The 15,760-nt window shown below is 68.4% G+C and carries 16 protein-coding genes; 10 read left to right on the top strand and 6 right to left on the bottom strand.

Features of this window, described 5'->3' with window-relative positions:
- Positions 1-658: 658 nt before the first annotated feature.
- Positions 659-1,303: a dihydrofolate reductase family protein gene (locus KZJ41_RS02845; RefSeq protein WP_050034487.1), complete on the top strand. Its 645-nt coding sequence runs from the start codon at positions 659-661 to the stop codon at positions 1,301-1,303.
- A 123-nt stretch (positions 1,304-1,426) separates the two neighbouring features.
- On the top strand, positions 1,427-1,756 hold the full coding sequence (locus KZJ41_RS02840; protein ID WP_251550134.1) for a hypothetical protein: 330 nt from the start codon (positions 1,427-1,429) through the stop codon (positions 1,754-1,756).
- 89 nt (positions 1,757-1,845) lie between these two features.
- Here the strand turns inward: KZJ41_RS02840 and KZJ41_RS02835 are convergent, their stop codons facing one another.
- On the bottom strand, positions 1,846-3,078 hold the full coding sequence (locus KZJ41_RS02835; RefSeq protein WP_251550131.1) for an SLC13 family permease: 1,233 nt from the start codon (positions 3,076-3,078) through the stop codon (positions 1,846-1,848).
- A gap of 398 nt (positions 3,079-3,476) precedes the next feature.
- Positions 3,477-4,925, bottom strand: coding sequence for an amidase (locus KZJ41_RS02830; RefSeq protein ID WP_251550129.1), 1,449 nt, complete (start codon positions 4,923-4,925; stop codon positions 3,477-3,479).
- A gap of 124 nt (positions 4,926-5,049) precedes the next feature.
- Between KZJ41_RS02830 and KZJ41_RS02825 the strand changes: the two genes are divergently transcribed.
- A complete protein-coding gene (locus tag KZJ41_RS02825; protein ID WP_251550127.1) occupies positions 5,050-6,072 on the top strand; it encodes a helix-turn-helix transcriptional regulator in 1,023 nt (340 codons plus the stop codon).
- Between the two features lie 193 nt (positions 6,073-6,265).
- Here KZJ41_RS02825 and KZJ41_RS02820 read toward each other — a convergent pair whose 3' ends face one another.
- Positions 6,266-7,318, bottom strand: a complete 1,053-nt coding sequence (locus KZJ41_RS02820; RefSeq protein ID WP_006932670.1) for a substrate-binding domain-containing protein — start codon at positions 7,316-7,318, stop codon at positions 6,266-6,268.
- Positions 7,319-7,404: 86 nt separating this feature from the next.
- Between KZJ41_RS02820 and KZJ41_RS02815 the strand changes: the two genes are divergently transcribed.
- The 3 genes from KZJ41_RS02815 (at position 7,405) to KZJ41_RS02805 (ending at position 9,943) form a co-directional block, all read left to right on the top strand.
- The gene (locus KZJ41_RS02815; protein WP_006932669.1) at positions 7,405-7,836 is read left to right on the top strand and encodes a MarR family winged helix-turn-helix transcriptional regulator; all 432 of its coding nucleotides are present in this window, start codon (positions 7,405-7,407) and stop codon (positions 7,834-7,836) included.
- A gap of 114 nt (positions 7,837-7,950) precedes the next feature.
- Positions 7,951-9,252: an acetamidase/formamidase family protein gene (locus KZJ41_RS02810; RefSeq protein WP_251550125.1), complete on the top strand. Its 1,302-nt coding sequence runs from the start codon at positions 7,951-7,953 to the stop codon at positions 9,250-9,252.
- Positions 9,253-9,367: 115 nt separating this feature from the next.
- Positions 9,368-9,943, top strand: a complete 576-nt coding sequence (locus KZJ41_RS02805; protein ID WP_251550123.1) for an AmiS/UreI family transporter — start codon at positions 9,368-9,370, stop codon at positions 9,941-9,943.
- Positions 9,944-9,982: 39 nt separating this feature from the next.
- Here the strand turns inward: KZJ41_RS02805 and KZJ41_RS02800 are convergent, their stop codons facing one another.
- Entirely contained in the window at positions 9,983-10,432 is a 450-nt protein-coding gene (locus tag KZJ41_RS02800; protein ID WP_251550121.1) for a MarR family winged helix-turn-helix transcriptional regulator, read from the bottom strand.
- Between the two features lie 115 nt (positions 10,433-10,547).
- On the opposite strand from KZJ41_RS02800, the gene couN reads away from it, so the two are divergent.
- Genes couN through couM form a run of 3 tightly spaced genes read left to right on the top strand, consistent with a single transcriptional unit; the run spans position 10,548 to position 12,855 of the window.
- Complete coding sequence (gene couN, locus KZJ41_RS02795) at positions 10,548-11,459, top strand: 4-hydroxyphenyl-beta-hydroxyacyl-CoA dehydrogenase (protein ID WP_029547165.1); 912 nt, start codon at positions 10,548-10,550, stop codon at positions 11,457-11,459.
- Positions 11,456-12,346, top strand: coding sequence for a 4-hydroxyphenyl-beta-ketoacyl-CoA hydrolase (gene couO, locus KZJ41_RS02790; protein ID WP_006932660.1), 891 nt, complete (start codon positions 11,456-11,458; stop codon positions 12,344-12,346). The genes couN and couO overlap by 4 nt, the downstream gene beginning before the upstream one ends.
- Positions 12,347-12,375: 29 nt before the next feature.
- On the top strand, positions 12,376-12,855 hold the full coding sequence (gene couM / locus KZJ41_RS02785; protein ID WP_006932658.1) for a p-hydroxycinnamoyl-CoA hydratase: 480 nt from the start codon (positions 12,376-12,378) through the stop codon (positions 12,853-12,855).
- A gap of 82 nt (positions 12,856-12,937) precedes the next feature.
- On the opposite strand, the gene KZJ41_RS02780 is transcribed toward couM, so the two are convergent.
- Positions 12,938-13,495: a TetR/AcrR family transcriptional regulator gene (locus KZJ41_RS02780; RefSeq protein ID WP_251550119.1), complete on the bottom strand. Its 558-nt coding sequence runs from the start codon at positions 13,493-13,495 to the stop codon at positions 12,938-12,940.
- A 101-nt stretch (positions 13,496-13,596) separates the two neighbouring features.
- Here KZJ41_RS02780 and KZJ41_RS02775 point away from each other — a divergent pair, with 101 nt between their 5' ends.
- Positions 13,597-13,989: an SPW repeat protein gene (locus tag KZJ41_RS02775; protein ID WP_006932652.1), complete on the top strand. Its 393-nt coding sequence runs from the start codon at positions 13,597-13,599 to the stop codon at positions 13,987-13,989.
- Here KZJ41_RS02775 and KZJ41_RS02770 read toward each other — a convergent pair.
- Positions 13,958-15,721, bottom strand: coding sequence for an FAD-dependent monooxygenase (locus KZJ41_RS02770; RefSeq protein ID WP_251550116.1), 1,764 nt, complete (start codon positions 15,719-15,721; stop codon positions 13,958-13,960). The genes KZJ41_RS02775 and KZJ41_RS02770 overlap by 32 nt on opposite strands.
- Between the last annotated feature and the right edge of the window lie 39 nt (positions 15,722-15,760).

Genomic DNA, 15,760 nt, shown 5'->3' with positions numbered 1-15,760 from the left:
CGGCCGGGACCGGCCTCGGTGCACGCTCGGCGGATTCGTCGGTGGCGCCGAGCACCACGGCAACGTCGTCCTCGACGACGGCAATGGGCGCCCCGCCGAGACCGGGGTGGTACCGGCTGTGCTGACCTGTGGACAAGGGCTGGCTGCTGCCCGGCAGCAGCTCATCGAGGAGTGGGCCGGTCGACCGCCGGGCGATCGACCCTCGGTCCCGGCAGGCGATGCCGTCCAAGAGTTGGCCGACGGTGGCGATGGCGTGCTGTCGGCGAGGATCGACGAGTCGGTTCCCATCAGCGCGGCACCGCCACCTCCATCAGTACACCGGTCTCGATCCGTCCCGTGGTGTCGAGGTCGCGGGTGAACCACGTCGGGCTGCGATGAATGCCGCAGGAGGGATGGGGATCGGTTCGGTGAACCTGTGCATCTCATGCCTCGAGTACTCGACGAACCGCGGCACGACGGCCACGGACCCGGTGTCACCTGCGATCACCATGGCCGGGCGGCCGACGCCCCGACAAGGAACTCTGTTCCCCGGATGTTCCTCCCGTCGTCTCTCGAAGTGATCCGAATTTCGGATGATTGCCACCCCACCGATGAGTTTGTCCACCCCGTGGAGTCTCAATCTCCGTATCATCCTCATCGAGAGTGCGGGAGGAACCGAGTGAATCAGCTGCTGAGAGTCCAGAACTTCACCGTCTCGTGTGACGGCTTCGGGGCCGGTGTACACCAGAGCCTCGAGAGGCCGTTCGGACACGCCGACCCTGGCGAGATGTTCGCGTGGGCCGGCGCGACGGCGAGCTGGCCCATGCGCACAGACCCTGGCGGCAGCCGTGGCCTCGACGACTACTTCACGCGGGACTACGCCCGCAATATCGGTGCCGAGATCATGGGCCGCAACAAGTTCGGTCCCCAACGCGGGCCTTGGCACGACCACGAGTGGCGCGGATGGTGGGGCGACGAACCCCCGTTCCGCACCCCGGTGTTCGTGCTGACCCACCACCCGCGCCCGTCGTTCACCCTCTCCGACACCACCTTCCACTTCGTCGACGGCGACCCGGCCACGGTCCTCGAGCGGGCGCGGGAGGCGGCGCGGGGCAAGGATGTCCGACTCGGTGGCGGGGCTACCACCATCCGGCAGTTTCTCGAGGCCGACCTCGTCGACACCATGCACGTGGCGGTCTCGCAGGTGCAGCTCGGATCCGGAGTACGACTCTGGGAGTCACCCGATGAGCTACTCGACCGGTTCCATCTCGAGGTCGTGCCCAGCCCGAGCGGCGTGACGCACCACCTGTTCTGGCGAAGGTGACGCCCGGGCACGGACTTCTCGCATCGAAGTCACCTCAGCCGAGTCCGGTATGCGGCGTTCCATACCCAGGGGTTCCGGAAAAATCTACTATCCGGGATAGTTCGTCGTTGTTACCGTCGGCGGATGGCTATCCGCTACCACGTCACCTCCGTGCTCAACCGTGCTTCCATCTCGCGATACGGCCTGGACTGGAATCGGATGGATGCCGCGCCCGGTATCGCCGGTAGCCGACGGCCCGAGCAGCAGGGCTGCTTCCTCTGCGCCGGCGAGTGGGAGCGGGACTGGTTCGTGCAGATGAACAACACCGGCGGCGCGGTCGACGTGTGGGAGGTCCACGGTATCGATGCCGAGGATCTGGTCGAGTCTCCGGAGGGCCACTACTACTTTCCCGGGGTCATTCCCGCCGCCCGTCTGCGGCTGGGGCAACGGGACGTGCCGCCGGTTCACCGCTGAGGGCGGGTCGTCGGAGCCGGGACGCTGCACCGTGCAACGAGTTCGACCCGGAGGTTGCGCCGAGGTGGTCGGTCAGGTCCGACGCGGAGTCAGGTGACGATCCACAGCGCCAGAACCGCGACGACCAGGGTGAGCGGCGTCGTGATCACGCCGAGCCGGGTGTAGGTGTAAAGGTCCGGACGGCCGGCGGAGCCTTCGAGCAGACGTCGCCACAGCATCGTGGCGAGGGAACCGACGTAGGTGAGATTCGGACCGAGGTTTACACCGAGCAGCGCAGCAAGGATCAGAGCGGGCGGGGCCCCGGGGCCCAGAGCGGTGAGGAGCATCAACGTCGCGGGAATGTTGTTGACGACGTTGGCGGCCACCGCGGCTGCGGCCGCCACCCCGAGCAGCGCCCCGAGGCTCGGCTCGGTGGGCAGCACGTTCGCCAACGCGTCGCCGACGGGGCCGGACGAGACGCCGGCGACAACGACGGCCAGCGCGAAGACGAACACGCAGAACCACAGATCGGCGGCGGCGAGAACTCGCCGAGGGGTGGTGCGATGCCGCCGCAGGGCCGGGACGGCAAGGGCCGCCGCGCCCATCGCCGCCGCCCACACGGGTTCGATCCCCAGCGGCCCCGTCGCCGCGAATCCGACGAGGGTGGCGGCGACGATCCCGAGCGCGTAACGCGGCGCGTGCACGGGCGGTATCGGGTCGGGTTGCAGCGGTGGCAACGAGGCGAGGTCGCGCGCGAAGAACCACCGGAAGACGAGACCCTCGACGAGCACCACCGCGAGCCACGGCAGCGTCATGAGGACGGTGAAGTGCAGGAATGTGAGCCCGGTAGCGGTGAAGGCCAGCAGGTTCGTCAGGTTGGAGACGGGCATCAGCAGCGACGCCGAGTTCGCCAGGTGGCCGGTGGCGTAGACGTGCGGTCGGGGCGACATCCGCAGCGCCGTCGCGGCCCGCAGGACGATCGGCGTCAGCAGGACCACGGTGGCGTCGAGACTGAGCACGGCGGTCACGACGGCGCTGGTGACGAACACGGCGTTGAGCAGACGTCGCGGGTCGTGATTCGCGCGCCGGACGAGAACCGACGCCACCCACGCGAACACGCCGAGCGCGTCGGCGAGATGCCCGAGCACGAGTATGACGGCGAGGAACGCAACGGTCGGGAACAGCGTGCGCAGCTGCTGCTCTACTTCGTGCGGGGTTACGCCGCCGAATGCGACGACTGCGGCCGCGGCCGGCAGTGCCACGAACACCTCCGGCAGTCCCCACGGACGCATCACGGCGAAGACGAGCACCCCGGCGAGCATCGCCACCGCTACAGCAACCACAAGGTCGATAGTGCCAGCGCACGAAATGCTCGGGCACCGAACTCCGAGCACGCGATGAACGTCCAGAATCGGCGCGCCGACAGGAGCAAGCCGGCATGTTCCCTGCCGGAGGTCCTGCTCGCCTCGGCAGCGGCATGAGCGGTCTCGCTGCGCCTTGCACCTTCGCCCCGCCCTGCCCATTCCACCAACGAGCCGGGGTCAGCGCTGGTGCGCCGTCAGGGCATGCCCGAACGGCGCACCCACGACTATGGGGGCCACGGGGCGGATCGAGGGCGGTTCACCGAAAGAGACGCGTGGAACCGGCCCGGCACCGTCGCACCCAGGTCTTTCGCCGGCTCGGACTCGCGGCGTGCGAGCGGCGGCCCCGGTTCGCGCCTCGACGCCGGGGCCGCCGCCGGTCAGGCGTGGACGCGAGGACGGCGATGCGCCCACGGCATCGCCCGCTCCATCGTGCCCGCCAGTTGCAGCAGGGTCGCCTCGTCTCCGTAGCGCCCGGCGAACTGCACCCCGACCGGCCAGCCCTCGGCGGACTGCCCGAGCGGCAGCGAGATCGCCGGATGCCCAGTGGTGTTGAACACCGAGGTGAACGCTCCGTAGTCGAAGATGCGGTCGTACCATCCGCGCGCGTCCAGCTCCGGGTTGTCGGCGTCGAGGTGCCCGAGCGGGACGGTCGGTTGCGCGGTCGTCGGTGTGAGGAGCACGTCGTACTCGCCGAGGAAGCGTGCCACCTCGCGGCGCACCGTGTTGAACACCCGGTCGGCGGCGTACAGATCGCGCGCGGTGAGCGTCGCGCCGTACCGGGCGCACTCGAGCGTCGTCGCCTCCAGGTGCTCGCGGCTGGGGGTGACGCCCAGCAATTCTGCGGTTGCGTAGACGCCGTCGGCGAGGAAGCTGCACCAGGCGGTGAAGTTCGCGTCGTCGAAGGTCTGCGCGTCGATACGCGGGGCCGCCTCTTCGACGTGGTGGCCGAGTCGCTCGAGTACTGCCGCCACCTCCTGCACCGTGGCGACGGACTGCGGGTCGACCGCGCGGGACGGGTCGTACGGGGTGGTGCACACCGCGATCCGCAACGGCCGCACGTCCTGCCCGACCAGCTCGGCGAACGGGCGCTCGGGCGCCGGGAGCAGATGCCGATCGCCCGGCTCACTGCCGTGCACCGCGTCGAGCAGCCCGGCACTGTCGCGGACGGTGCGCGTCACCGCGAATTCGATGCCCAGGCCCATGAGCGGGTCGGCGTATTCGGGTCCGGGGGTGGTGCGGCCCTGGGTCGGCTTCAGGCCTACCAGCCCGCACGCGGCGGCGGGGATCCGGATCGACCCGCCCCCGTCATTGGCGTGTGCCATCGGTAGTGCACCCGCCGCCACCAGCGCCGCCGACCCGCCGCTCGACCCGCCCGGGCTGCGGTCGGTGTCCCACGGGTTGCGAGTGGGGCGCCCGTACGCGGCGGCCGCCTCCGTCGACGCGTTGAACCCCAGCTCCGGCGTGGTGGTCACGGCCATGGTGGCCAGGCCCGCGCGGCGGAAACGCGCCATCAGATAGGTGTCCTCCGCGGGCACGAGACCGTCGCCGAACAGCCGGCTTCCGTTGCGCTGCGGGACGCCGGCCGCGTGCGCGATGAGGTCCTTGATCGCGAACGGTACGCCCGCGAACGGGCCGTCGCTGCTGTGGTCGAGCGGGGTGGCGAACCGTTCGCCGGCGACTGCGCCGAGAACCGGATCGACGGCGTCTATCGCCCGCGCCGCGACGTCGTGCACCTCGGCCGGGCTCACCTGCCTGTCAGCAATGAGGCGGGCCAGGCCGGTTGCGTCGTGCGCGGTGTAGTCGTTGATGTCCACGGTGATCTCCATTCGGGGGAACGAACGGCCCGACAGTAGGGTGACGCCCGTAACACAACATCGGCCGAACGACCGATGCGCGAACGCCGAAACGATGCCCCTGGCCAACGCGCGACGCGCCGGGGATGATCACCTCATGTCCCGCGCCGACACGGAACGCCTCGCGGCCGCGCTGGCACTGAGTGCACGCCTCGCCCGCGACGACAACCCGCCCGACCCAGCTCGCGTCCTGTTCGAGCTGTCCGCGTGCGTGCCGTTCGCGCATGGCGCCATCTCTCGCTGGGACGCGGCGCGCGGGTGCCACCGCACCGCCTCCAGCCTCGGCTACCCGCGGCCGATCGTCGACGCGATCAATCGCTTTCTGCCCCGCCACCCGCTGTTCGACGACATGCTCGGCCGGCGCCTGCCGCAGCAGCTGTGCACGGTGCCCCCGCGGCTGCGCCACGGTCCCGTCTTCGACGAGGTCATCGTGCCGCAGCAGTACACCGACGGCCTCAGCCAATGCCTGTTTGCCCCCGACGGGCGCTATGTGGGGATGTTGAACCTGAGCGCTGCCGGTGGACGGGTGTTCGATCGGGAAGACCTGGTCATGGTGGCGCTGCTCGCCGCCGACCTCGCCTGCGTCGTCGACCCGGCTGCCGCGCCCGGCCCCGCTGACCGAGATCCGGGGCGCGGGATCGTGCTCGTTGTCGCCACATCCGGCGCGATCGACCGCCCCCTCGACGCGCCCCCGGAGCCCGCCGCCGCCGCGCTCGTAGCCGCGGGCGACGGGCTGCGTGCGGTCGCGGCCGAGGTGCGTCGCCGCGGGCGCGCCGCCGACTACCTGCTCATCGCCACCGGCATTGTCTACGACGCCCACCTAGCGCCCGCCCGCGGCGGAGGGGTCCTCGTGCGGGCGCGTGTCGTGCCACCGCCCGACGGTCTGACCGTGCGGGAACTGCAGGTGCTCGGCCTGGTGCGTGACGGCGCGTCGAATACCGCTATCGGTCGGGAGCTGGGAATCCGCCCGTCGACGGTGTCCACCCACTTGGAGCACGTGCTGCGCAAGACGGGCGCCGCCAACCGCACGGTTGCAGCCGTGCGTGCTGCCGAGTGGAAGCTGCGGCTCGTCGACCGCGCCGCGCCGCCAGTCCTCGCCGGCAACGCGCCGGCGTCGTGACCACGGCCCATGGCCTCGCTGAGTCCGATCCTCGCCGAGGCGCCGTGGGACCGGCCGGTGTGTTCCTGCTCCGCCCCGGGATCCCCGCGGAAATGCATGTGCTTCCAGTCCTGTTCGAACCGAGGCATGGCATCTGTCCGGCTGGTCTCCTGTGCTGATGACCATCGGGAGTCCTGCGCCCGGAGCAGGAGCGTCAGAGCGTGGCCACGACGTCGAATTCGTACCCGTCGGCCACGGCCATGTGCACGTCCTGGTGCATCAACCCGGCGCTGGCGTGCACCGACCCGCGGGGGCCGTCGTAGCTCAATGTGCCCGAGTGACGGAGGATCTCGTCGATCGTGTTGGATCCGGCCGCGGCGGTGAGCGCGGCGAGAGTGGTCACGCCCTCGTAACACGATTCGGCGGCGTTGTTCAGCGGTGGTGCGCCCGGACCGAACCGACGGACATAGGCGGACATGAAATCCTGCGCACACGCGGTGACGAGTGATGTGAAGTAGCTCGCGGCGACGAACAGGTTTTCGGTAGCGTCCGCCCCGCTTGCCAGTAGCATGTTCTCCTCCATCAGCGGACTGAACCGCAACAGCCGCTGATGCAGACCCCGTCCGCAGAACGCCCGGTTGAACGCGACTGCGTCACGACCCACGAGCAACATGACGGTGCCCTCGGCGCCGCTCTTTTCGATACGCGGCAGCACCCGGGAGAAGTCGGTGGTGCCGTAGTCGACGTAGATCTCCTCGACGACCTGCAGATCGAGCTCGTGACAGTAGGCGCGGATGGCGGGGACGGTCCGTCGCGGCCACACGTAGTTGGCGCCGACGACCGTCCACCGCCGGATGCCGGCGTGCTCCCGCAGCCATCGCAACGCGGGACCGATTTGCAGGCCCGGGGTTTCACCGGAACAGATGATGCCCGGACGCGACTCGCCGCCCTCGTAGAGGGAGGTGTACACGTACGGGATCCGATGGGCCAGGACCGAGGAGAGCTGCTCGCGTACCGTCGAGATGTGCCAGCCGGTCACCGCGTGGATGCGGTCTGCGGCCAGCAGTCGAGCGATCTCGGCGCGAAGCTCCGGCGCGGGCAGGCTCGCGTCGATCACCTCGATTTCCACCTCGCGGGCGAGGATGCCGCCGTTGTCGTTGAGGGTCGCGGCGGCGAGGTTCGCGACGGCCTCACACGACGGACCGTAGATTCCGCCCGGCCCGCGCAGTGGAATGACCAGTCCGATGCGATAGCTCCTCGACATCATCGAGCCTCCTTGCGGCCGCTGCACGCGCGGTGGAATATTCATCTGGAAGTATTGCGTTCGGAACGATGTCTCAGCAAGGGGTGCCCATGGTGCAGGCTGATCGGGACGACGCGGTCATGGTGGATACGCTGGCGGTCGATCGGGCGGCCGCCCTGGTCCGCGCGGCCGTGCGGGGCGCCCTCACCGGGTCGGATCTCACCCTCGACCAGTGGCGGGTGGTCGACCACCTCGCCTCCGTGGAAGAGGCCACGATGAGTGCGATCTCCGCCGTCACCCTCATCCCGGGGCCGAGCCTGACCCGGACGGTCGATCGGCTCGTCGACGCCGCGCTGGCGTACCGGACCTTGGATTCCTACGATCGGCGACGCATGATGGTCCGCCTCAGTGCCCGCGGCATCGCTCGTCATCGTGCACTCGCCCCGGCGGTGACCGCCGCGCTCGCGGACGCGTTCGCCCCGCTCGCGCCTGCGGAGCTGCGTGAACTGGGAACGCTTCTGGAGAAGCTCACCACTCGCTGACCGTCGCCCCCGTGTGACTCACGGATGCTGCCGCGTGCCGCGCGGCAGCTTTCCTCGCGCGCCACGCACCCCTGCGCACGGAGGTAGCGGCGTCCGCTCCGAGATTATTTCCACTTGACACAGTTCCAAATGGAAGTAAATTGTGAGCCGCACCACGCACATCCCCCATTGGAGGTCGGACAGATGTCAAGCGATGTTGCTCTCCCCCGTTCGCTCGGAGCCGACGTGGACTTCACGCGCTCGGGCGTATCCCGTTTCCCCAACCGCGATCTCGGCGTTCCGAGATTCTGCTGCGAGGTGGGCGTCCCCCTTGCCGAGCAGAAGGAGCTCGGGCACAACCGCTGGCATCCCGACATTCCGCCGCTGCACGAACTGGATCCGGGTGACGAGGTGATCCTCGAAACCCCCGGCTACGACGACTACCAGCTCCAGGATGCCGACGAGGACCAGGACATCCGGGATCTGGACCTGACCCGTACCCATCCGATCGCCGGACCGGTCTACGTCAACGGCGCCGAGCCCGGCGACCTACTGGTGGTCGATGTTCTGGACGTGCAGCCGCTCTCGGGTATCGGATACTCGAACATCCTGCCCGGAATGGGCGGACCACTGGCGAGCTGGTTCCCTCGAGGCTTCAAGACGGTGTGGGACCTGCACGGTCTGTTCGCGACGAGCCGGCAGATCCCGGGCGTGGAGATCCCCGCGATCAGCCACCCCGGTGTGATCGGCGTGGCGCCGTCGCACGAGCTGCTGCAGATCTGGAACGAGCGGGAGGATCCGCTGATCGCCGACGGCCTGGCCGGCCCGCGGGAGGACGCGATCGCGACGTCGGTGCTGCGCACCCTGGAGGGCGACGAATGGGCGCGGGTCGCCGCCACGGCGGCGCGCACGGTGCCGCCCCGAGAGAACGGCGGCAACCTCGACATCAAGAACCTCTCCCGCGGCTCGCGGGTGTACTTCCCGGTTTTCGTCGAGGGGGCGCTCTTCTCGTGCGGCGACCTTCACTTCGCCGAGGGCGATGGTGAAATCACCTGGAACGCCATCGAAATGGATGGGTCCACGTGGCTGCGGTTCAACCTGATCAAGGGTGGCATGGCGAAGTACGGGGTGCGGAACCCGATGCTGCGACCCTCTCCTGTCGACCCGAACTTCGGTACCCGGTACCTGTCGTTCACCGGTTTGTCCGCGCGCGGCCGGGAGCAGAAGTACATCGATACCACCATGGCCGCGGTCGACGCCGTCGAACAGGCGATCGACTACCTCGGTAAGTTCGGTTACGCGCCCGAGCAGGCGTACACGATCATCAGCGTCGCACCGTGCGAGATGCACGTCGGCGGCATCGTCGACATTCCGAACGCGGCTGTCACGCTGAAGATTCCGCTCGACATCTTCGACAAGGACATCCTCCCCCGGTAAGTCGACGGGTCCGCGGTGCCGGGATGCTCGGACACCCCGGCACCGCGGGCGCCTCGGCGGAAAGCGACCGCAGATGACCGATGTCGGATTGTTCTACGTCGGTGCCGTCCTGATCGTGAACGGCATCATGCTTCTCGGGCGGATCTCCGCCCGCGCCGCTGCGCCGCTGAACCTGTGCGTCGGCACCCTCCAGGTGGTGATCCCGACCGTCCTGATCGTCACCACGGACGGTGGCGGCGCCGCAATCGCCGGGGCAGCCGGTCTCTACCTGTTCGGCTTCACGTACCTGTGGGTCGGGATCAACGCTGCGACGGGATGGCCTCCGGAAGGGTTGGGCTGGTTCTCCCTCTTCGTTGCGGTGGCCGCGGTCGGGTTTGCCGCCCGCACCTGGTACGACGGCGGCCGGCTCTTCGTCGTATTCTGGCTGGCCTGGGCCGGGCTTTGGTTGCTCTTCTTTCTGGTCCTGGCTCTCGGCCGCACCGAACTCACCCGCTTCACCGGTGCCGTGGCGATCACGGAGGGGGTGCTGACCGCGGCTGTTCCGGCAGGCCTCGCACTTGCCGGACTGTGGATCGATTCCGCCGCCGCCGCTCTTGCCGCGACCGCACTCGGAGGCACCGTAGTGGCGGCGCTGTGGCTGGTCACCCGTCCGGCATCGATCGATGCGTCGACTCCTGCCCGGCAAGGCTGACATGCACCCAGCGCCGTCTGCGAGGCGGCTTGCGGCCGTTCAGGAGACCGAGTTCACCGACTCGGGAAAAACCATGCGGCCGAGCACATTGCGCATTTCGGTGAGAAGAGCCGGGTTCACGCCGGCGAAGTGCCGGTCCGACACCTCCTCGCTGAGCCGGCGCGCCTCGTCGCACAGCTTTCGCCCCTCGTCGGTGGCGACGATGAGCTTGTTGCGCCGGTCGCCCGGATCCGCGGTGCGCGCGACGAGGCCACGGTTCTCGAGTTCGTCGACGATCGCGACGATCTGACTGGGATCTAGTCCCATGTCCGCGGCGATGCGGCGCTGCGCCACACCGGCGGGTTCGTCGCACGCGAGGGAGAGCACCGTGTACGGGCGCACCCGCAGCCCGAGCGGGGCGAGGGCCTCGTTCACCGATCGCACCACCATCGCGCTGGCACGCGTCAGCAGAAATCCCAGGTCGTCCTCGAGGACGCGTCGACGTTCCATTCCGACAGCCTTTCGTCGTGACCCTCAGGGTAACAGTTCCTCAATCGTTGACTTTTTCAATAATAGATGTTCCTATGTGATTGGGAGTACATCAGCTCGAGCAACGGAGGATCTCGTGGACCTCAGCAACAAAGTCGCCGTCGTCACCGGTAGCGGACAGGGCCTCGGCCTCGCCTACGCCACCGAGCTGGCCCGTCACGGCGCCGCGGTCGTGATCAACGACGTCGACCGGGCCACCGCCGATGCCGCCGTCGCGACGATCACCGCCGCGGGCGGACGCGCCGTCGCCGTGGTCGCCCCCGTCGGCCCCACAGAGACGGCGAGGAAGCTCGTCGCGGCCGCGGTCGAGCACTTCGGCCGCCTCGACGTGATGGTGACCAACGCCGGCATCCTGCGCGACAAGGTGCTGTGGAAGATGACCGACGACGACTTCGACGCCGTGATCGACGTGCACCTGCGCGGCACCTTCACGTGCGTGCGCGAGGCCGTGCTGCGCTTCCGCGAGCAGGGCGAGGGCGGGCGCATCATCGCCATCGGCTCCCCCGCCGGCCAGCGCGGCAACTTCGGCCAGACCAACTACGCCGGCGCCAAGGCCGCCGTCGTCGGCATGGTCCGCACCTGGGCGATGGAACTGCAGCGCGCCGGCATCACCGCCAACGCCGTGTGCCCCGTCGCCGTCACGGCGATGACCGAGACCGTGCCGATCTTCGCGCCCTACATCGAACAGATGAAGCAGACCGGCGAGCTGCCCGCGGTCATCCGCCGCGAGGTCGGCATGGGCACCCCCGAGGACGTCGCGGGCCTGATCGCCTTCCTCGCCTCCGACGACGCCGCCGCCATCACCGGTCAGGCGTTCTCCGTCGGCGGGGATCGCCTCGCACTGTGGTCGCACCCGCAGCTGACCGCCACCGCCTTCCACGACGGCGGCTTCTCCGCCGACGACGTCGCCGCCCAGTGGCCCATCGTGTTCGCCGACCGCGTCGAGTCCGTCGGCGAGGAATTCCCCGAGGAGGTGCTCGCCAAGTGAGCCGTTACGAATACGGCATCGACTTCGACAAGATCGACGCCCTCGATATCCACACCCACGTCGAGATCGACGGCTGCGGCCACCGGTCCATGGACGACGAACTGATGGCCGCGTCGGAGAAGTACTTCAAGTCCGGCGAGGAACGCACCCCGACCATCAAGTCCATCGCCGAGCACTACCGCGAGCGGAACATGGCCGCGGTCGTGTTCACCGTCGATGCGCAGTCGGCCACCGGGCACGCCCCGAACTCGGTCGAGGAGATCGCCGAGTTCGCCGCCGAGAACAACGACGTGCTCATCCCGTTCGGCTCCGTCGACCCCCTGCAGGGCAAGGCCGCCGTCCAGCGGTTGCGCCGCCTGGTCGACGAGTACGGCGTCAAGGGCTTCAAGTTCCACCCGAGCATGCAGGGCTTCGAGCCCAACGACCGGCGCTTCTACCCGCTGTACGAGGCCCTCGTCGAGGCACAGGTGCCGGCCCTGTTCCACACCGGGCAGACCGGCATCGGCGCGGGGCTGCCCGGCGGGCACGGCATCAAGCTGCGCTACTCCGACCCGATGCTGCTCGACGACGTCGCTGCCGACTTCCCCGATCTGACCATCGTCATGGCCCACCCCGCTGTACCGTGGGTCGACGCGCAGATCTCCATCGCCACCCACAAGGCGAACGTCTACCTCGACCTGTCCGGCTGGTCGCCGAAGTACTTTCCGCCGCAACTGGTCAAGGCAGCGAACACGATGCTGCGCCGCAAGGTGCTGTTCGGATCCGACTTCCCGGTCATCCAAGTGGATCGATGGCGCAACGATTTCGCCACTCTCGACATCAAACCCGACGTAGCCCCGATGATCTTCAAGCAGAACGCGCTGCGCGTTCTCGGCATCGAGCGCTGACGTCGGTACCTGCGAACCGAGGAGTTCCCATGACCATTCCCGCCACCGCCACCACCCACGTCGCCACCCTGGACGATCTCGAGGCACTCGTCGGGCAACCGCTCGGTGTCAGCTCGTGGCTGCCCGTCGAGCAGGACCGCATCCAGACCTTCGCCGACGCCACCGACGACCACCAGTGGATCCACCTCGACGTCGAACGGGCGAAGAAGGAAAGCCCCTTCGGCGGCCCCATCGCCCACGGCTACCTCACGCTCTCGCTGATCATCCCGATGTGGAGCGAGGTGCTGAAGGTCGACAGCGTGACCATGGCCGTCAACTACGGCCTGAACAAGGTCCGCTTCACCAACCCCGTTCCGGCCGGCGGCAAGGTCCGCCTCAACGCCACGCTGAAGTCGCTCGAGAAGCTGCCGAAGGGCGGCGTGCAGATCACAATCGACGGCATGATCGAGCTCGAGGGCAGCGAGCGGCCCGCCGTCGTCGTCGAGGCGGTCTACCGCATGTTCGATTAGCGGCCGCCGCCTGCAGCCGAGCGAATGTACCCTTCCGTCGATCTACAAGGGGGAAGGGTACATTCGCTCGTTCCAGGACGGCTCACGGTTGCACGAACGCGGGCAGCAGCGTCTGCGCGACCCGTTCGTTCCAGTTGGCGTCGATGTCACCGCTCCGGGCCCGTTCCGCGAAGTAGGCACCGACGATGCAGTCCAGAAATGTTTCGACGTCGAGGTCGGCTCGCACGAGTCCCCGCGAGATGTGGTGTCGCACGACCTCGGTCAAGGTGCTGCGGTGGCGCACGAGCACCGAGCGGATGAGACCGGTGAACGCGGGATCCGCATCGGTCACCAGCGCGGCGAGGCCGCCGAAGCCGACGCCCCCGTCGACCGAACGGAGGGACTGCTCGGCCAGCCACGTCAGCACCTGCTGCGCGGTGGCATCCGGCGCGGGAGGCGACGGTTGCGCGATCGGCTCCATCACCGCGGTGAGCATCTCGTCCCGGTCGCGGTAGCGGCGGTAGATGGTGGTGCGGGCCATGCCCGTGTGTGCGGCCACGGCCTCGATCGTCACCGCCTTGGGCCCCTTGCGACGCAGCAGCTCGAGCACGGCGTCGGCGATGCGTTCCTCCGGCGTGGCAGTCCCCTCACCTTGCCGCATGCGCCCCCTCCTGTCCGCTGTCTGGACTTACGACAATCCTACAATAGCGCTACACTATATGTAGCTACGCAACATGTAGCGATTCGAAGAGAGGGACGCACATGAAGATCTCGAACTCGTCGGCCGGAGCGATCGCCCTGATCCTGGGCATCGTCACCATGACCGCATCGGTATGGTTCGACACCACCCCCGTCGGCTCCGGGGTCACTCTCGGACTGGGCGCCATCGCCGCGATCTACGCCCTGTGGTCGCTGATCGCCCGGGATCCGACCAAGGACCACTGGTCCCTGTCCGTCGTCGGCCTGATCTTGTTCATCTCGCCGTGGATCGGGCAGTTCGCCGGCGACGGCGCGGCCTGGACCGCGTGGATCGCGGGCGCGCTCATCATGCTCGTCGGCAGCAGCGCCTACCTCGCCGACGAGTTCGCCGACGTCACGGCGTCGACCCAGGGACGGTCCCCGATCACGAAAACTGTGGTCCTCGAACAGAAGTAATGGCCAAGCACGCGGATGTGTCGACTCGACCGGTGACCGCCCCGATCAGCGCGGACACATCCTCGGGAATGCTGTTTCCGCGCCACGCCACGTGACCGTCCGGCCGCACGAGTACGAGATCGGCCTCGTAGACGGCGCGCACCGTGGTGTCGTCCACCGCGAGCACTCGAATGGGCATGTTCGCGGCGGCTGCAGCATCGACCAGTTCCGTCGCGGCGTCCTTGCCGACGAAGCTGACGATCGTGAACGTGTCGCGGTAGGCGTCGAGCATGGACCGGCCGTCCGGCAGCCGCACGTGCGGTGCGCGTGCGCCGGGAAGAGTGGTGGGGATGTAGGTCGAACCGTCGTTGTCGGGGACAGGACTGTCGTCCCGGACGATCACCGGCGAGGCGTACACATACCCCATTTCCACGCCGAAGCTCTCGTGCTCACCGGTGTGGGAAGCGAAGTACTCCTCCAGGGCGTGCCGGTGCTCGTCTGCTTCGGCGGTGTCGGCTTCGACGAGTTCGCGGTCGACGAGCTGCTGGGCTTCGACGTGGACGCCGAGATGGCGGAACGACCAGTCCCGGGCCATGACCGCGACCGGACGACGCTCGGTTTCGTAGCTGTCGAGAAGATCGTTGCCGCCGTATCCCTGGATGACTGCGGCGAGCTTCCATCCGAGGTTGACGGCATCGGCGATGCCGGTGTTCAGTCCGTATCCGCCGGTCGGGATGACCTCGTGGGCGGCGTCGCCTGCGACGAACAGCCGACCGAGGCGGTACCGGTCGGCGACGAGTACGTTCGCGTGCCACACACTGCTCTGCAGGACCTCGTCGACGTCGAGGTGCCGGCCGCAGACCGCGTCCAGCAGTTCCTGCTTGTCGATGTCTTCGGTCCGCACACCGTCGGTGATGGCGCTGGTCTGCAGCGTCCACGTGTCGCGTTCGTCCTGGGCGATGATCGCGCCGACGCCGCCGCCGACGAAGAAGGTGTGCCAGAACTGGCCGTGCGCGTGCAGGGTCTCGAGATCCCGGGACTTGAAATGCACCTGGCAGAACGTGATGACGCCGCGCTCGCCCTCCATGGTCAGCCCCATGGCGCGGCGCACGACCGAGGCGGCGCCGTCACATCCGACGACGTAGTCCGCCGCGAGTGTGTGGACGGTGCCGTCGACCGGGGAGGTGATCTCGATCCGGACGCCGCTGTCGTCCTGGGTGACGGCGGTGACGCGCCAGGGCCGGAGAACCTCGATGTTCTCGTCTGCGAGACAGCGGCGCATGAGCAGCTTTTCGACCTCGATCTGGGTGACCCGCTGCCAGGCGTGCGCCGGCGTGGTGCCGTCGTTCCTGGACGCGATCCACTCGGACATCTCGTCGACGCTGGGGTACTTCCAGCGGCCTACCTGCCGGCCTGCCATCGAGGTGCAGAAGACGACATCGTGCGAGTGCTCCGGGGCGACGCCGACCGACCGGATGTCGTCGACGAGACCGAGCCGGTCGAGAAGCTCCATGCTGCGCGCATTCGTCAGATCCATCTTCGGAAAGCGGGTCGTCTGCGGAGCCTGTTCGACGAGGGTGCTGCGGATCCCGTGCAGGCTGAGTTCGAGCGCGAGAATCATCCCTACCGGGCCCGCGCCGGAAATCACCACCGGTCGCCGCGACGACACATCGATCGCCGTGGCGGCGTTCGTCGACGACGACTCGGGGCCGACCGAGTCCTGTTCCGGCTCGCGACTTGTGGGATGGTTCATGGTGGTTCCTTTCGAGGTGTTCCACCCCGTACGCGATCG

Origin of the sequence: Rhodococcus sp. 11-3 (assembly GCF_023704055.1) — a bacterium.
Lineage (GTDB): Bacteria > Actinomycetota > Actinomycetes > Mycobacteriales > Mycobacteriaceae > Rhodococcus > Rhodococcus aetherivorans.
The sequence above is the reverse complement of the archived record's forward strand: the minus strand, read 5'-3'. Positions and strand labels throughout refer to the sequence as shown.